At 72.7% G+C, this 3,182-nt stretch carries 3 protein-coding genes; all 3 read left to right on the top strand.

The window, feature by feature from the left end; translation table 11 throughout:
• On the top strand, positions 1 to 775 hold a 775-nt coding region (locus JGS39_RS38400; protein WP_219574402.1), incomplete at its 5' end, for a peptidoglycan recognition protein family protein.
• Positions 776 to 926: 151 nt separating this feature from the next.
• A complete protein-coding gene (gene manB, locus JGS39_RS38395; RefSeq protein WP_219574401.1) occupies positions 927 to 2,018 on the top strand; it encodes a mannose-1-phosphate guanylyltransferase in 1,092 nt (363 codons plus the stop codon).
• 89 nt (positions 2,019 to 2,107) lie between these two features.
• Entirely contained in the window at positions 2,108 to 3,091 is a 984-nt protein-coding gene (locus JGS39_RS38390) for a DNA-3-methyladenine glycosylase family protein (protein ID WP_219574400.1), read from the top strand.
• Positions 3,092 to 3,182 lie beyond the last annotated feature (91 nt).

Genomic DNA, 3,182 nt, shown 5'->3' with positions numbered 1-3,182 from the left:
CGCCGGCCTGCACCTGGAACTCGTCGACCCCGGCAAGGACCCGCAGGAGCTGCCCGCCACCGGCGCGGCGGGCGCCGACCGCGCCACCTCGCTCGGAGCCACCGTGCTCCCGGCCCTGAGCAGGGCCGAGACCGAGGAGGCCGCCGGCCTCGCGCCCGCCGCCAAGCCGTACATCGGCCCCCGGCCGCGCATCGTCACCCGCAAGGGCTGGGGCGCCGACGAGAAGCTCCGCGAGAGCGGCTTCGCGTACACGAAGAGCGTCAAGGCCGCCTTCATCCACCACAGCGCCACCGGCAACAACTACAAGTGCTCCCAGGCGCCCTCGGTCCTGCGCGGCATCTACCGCTACCACGTCAAGAGCAGCGGCTGGCGCGACATCGGCTACAACTTCGCCGTCGACAAGTGCGGAAACATCTACGAGGGCCGCGCCGGAGGCGTGACGAAGGCCGTCATGGGCGCGCACACCCTCGGCTTCAACACCAACACCATGGGCATCGCCGTGCTCGGGACCTTCACCAAGTCGAACCCGCCGGCCGCCGCCGTCAACGCCGTCTCCAAGCTCACCGCCTGGAAGCTCGGCCTCTTCGGCGCCAATCCGAAGGGCAAAGTCACCCTGACCTCGGGCGGCAGCAACAAGTACAAGAAGGGCAAGAAGGTCAAACTCAACGTCATCTCCGGCCACCGGGACGGATTCGCAACCGAATGCCCCGGAGCGCGTCTCTACAAGAAGCTCGGCACGGCCCGGACCAGTTCGGCCAAGCTGCAGGGCCGCTGACGCGCGAGGAGCCCTGAACCGGCGCCGGACGCGCCGGAGACCTGCTGCGGGCTGCTGACCGGAGGACCCCTCCACCGGTCTGCATACACTGGCCAGCCGAAAGAAGCGGTTGTTCGCCGGCTCGGCCCCAGCAGGAAGCAGAGACAGTGCTGTGACAGAGGCAAAAGAAGCGATCCTCCTGGTCGGCGGCAAGGGAACCCGGCTGCGCCCGCTCACGGTGCACACTCCGAAACCCATGGTTCCGGCAGCGGGCGTCCCCTTCCTCACCCACCAGCTGGCGCGCGCCCGGGCCGCCGGGGTCGAGCACATCGTCCTCGCGACGTCGTACCTGGCGGAGGTCTTCGAGCCGTACTTCGGTGACGGCTCGTCCCTCGGCCTCCACATCGAGTACGTCACCGAACGCGAACCGCTCGGCACCGGCGGCGCCATCCGCAACGTCGCCCCGCGGCTCACCTCGGGCCCGGACGAACCGGTCCTCATCTTCAACGGCGACATCCTCACCGGTCTCGACATCCGGGCCCTGGTCACCACGCACGCCGACTCCGGAGCGGACGTCTCCCTCCACCTGACCCGGGTCGACGACCCGCGCGCCTTCGGCCTCGTACCGACGGACGACACCGGCCGGGTCACCGCGTTCCTGGAGAAGCCGCAGACACCCGAGGAGATCGTCACCGACCAGATCAACGCGGGGGCGTACATCTTCCGCAGGTCGGTCATCGACACCATCCCGGCAGGCCGCCCCGTCTCCGTGGAACGCGAGACCTTCCCCGGGCTCCTGGCCGGCGGCGCCCACCTCCAGGGCATGGTCGACTCCACGTACTGGCTGGATCTCGGCACTCCGCAGGCGTTCATACGCGGCTCCGCCGACCTGGTCCTCGGCCGTGCGCCCTCCCCGGCCGTCCCCGGCCGGTGCGGCGACCGCCTCGTCCTGCCGACCGCCTCCGTCGCCCCCGACGCGAAACTCTCCGGCGGTACGGTCATCGGCGCCGACGCCGTCATCGGCGCGGGCGCCAGGATCGACGGCTCCACCGTGCTCGCGGGCGCCGTCGTCGAACCGGGCGCCGTGATCACGGACTCCATGGTCGGAGCGGGGGCCAGAATCGGCAGTCGTACGGTGCTGGCGGGCGCGGTCGTCGGCGACGGGGCCAAGGTCGGCGCCGACAACGAACTGCGCGACGGCGTCCGCATCTGGTGCGGGGCACACCTCCCCGCCGCCTCGGTGCGGTTCTCCTCGGACGAATGACCGGACCGGCCACTGGGCCGTGGTCTCCCCGAGTGGCCGGAATCCGCCGTACCCTCGACAGGCACCCCCGACTACCGAGGACCTCATCCGTGGCAGGACGATTCGCTCCCCGCAGCGCCCCGCGCGCGGCCGTCCCGCACCAGGCGGCGGCGACGCCCGTCCCGGCGCCGCTGACCCGCGACTGGACCCCGACGGGCCCGCTCGACCTGCGGCTCGTCCTCGGCCCGCTGCGCCGGGGCCCCGCCGACCCCACGTTCCGGATGTCCGCGGACGGCTCCGTCCGGCGGGCCAGCCGCACCCCCGCGGGCCCCGGCACGCTCCACGTCGTCGCCCGTGACGGCCGCATCCAGGCCGCGGCCTGGGGGCCCGGTGCGTCCTGGCTGCTGGACCAGCTGCCCACCCTGCTCGGCGAGGCGGACGACCCCGAGGCCTTCACCCCCCGCCACCGGCTGCTCGCCGTGACCCACCACCGCCGCCCGGGCCTGAGACTGCTGCGCACCGGCCTGGTGCTGGAGTCCCTGATCCCGTCGGTGCTGGAGCAGAAGGTCACCACGGACGAGGCGTACCGCGCCTGGCGGCTGCTGGTCCGTACGTACGGAGAGCCTGCGCCGGGCCCGCAGGAGTACGGCCTCTACGTCATGCCGGACGCCCGCACCTGGTCGCTGATCCCGTCCTGGGAGTGGCACCGCGCGGGCGTGGACAGCAAGCGCTCGGCGACGATCCTGCGCGCGGTCCGGGTGGCCCGCCGCCTGGAGGAGGCGTCCGCCATGGACCTGGCCGAGGCCATGACCCGCCTCCAGGTGATCCCCGGCATCGGCCCCTGGACGGCCGCCGAGACCCTGCAACGGGCGAACGGCGCGGCGGACGCGGTGACGGTCGGCGACCTCCACCTGCCCGGCATCGTCGGCCACGCGCTGGCCGGCAACCGGAACGCCGACGACGCGGAGATGCTGGCCCTGCTGGCCCCGTACGAGGGCCAGCGCCACCGGGCCACCCGCCTGATCATGCTCTCGGACAACACCCCGTCCCGCCGGGCCCCGCGCATGCAGCCGCGCAACATCGCCCGTCTGTGACACGGGTTCCGGGCCTCTCAAGCCCGTCCGGCGTTTGAGGACCGGTGGTCCGGGGGCAGCGCCCCCGGTTTCGGGAAGGGGCGGGGAGGGG

It is taken from the genome of Streptomyces poriferorum (assembly GCF_019399235.1).
Lineage (GTDB): Bacteria > Actinomycetota > Actinomycetes > Streptomycetales > Streptomycetaceae > Streptomyces > Streptomyces poriferorum.
This window is presented reverse-complemented; position numbering and strand designations above follow the sequence as displayed.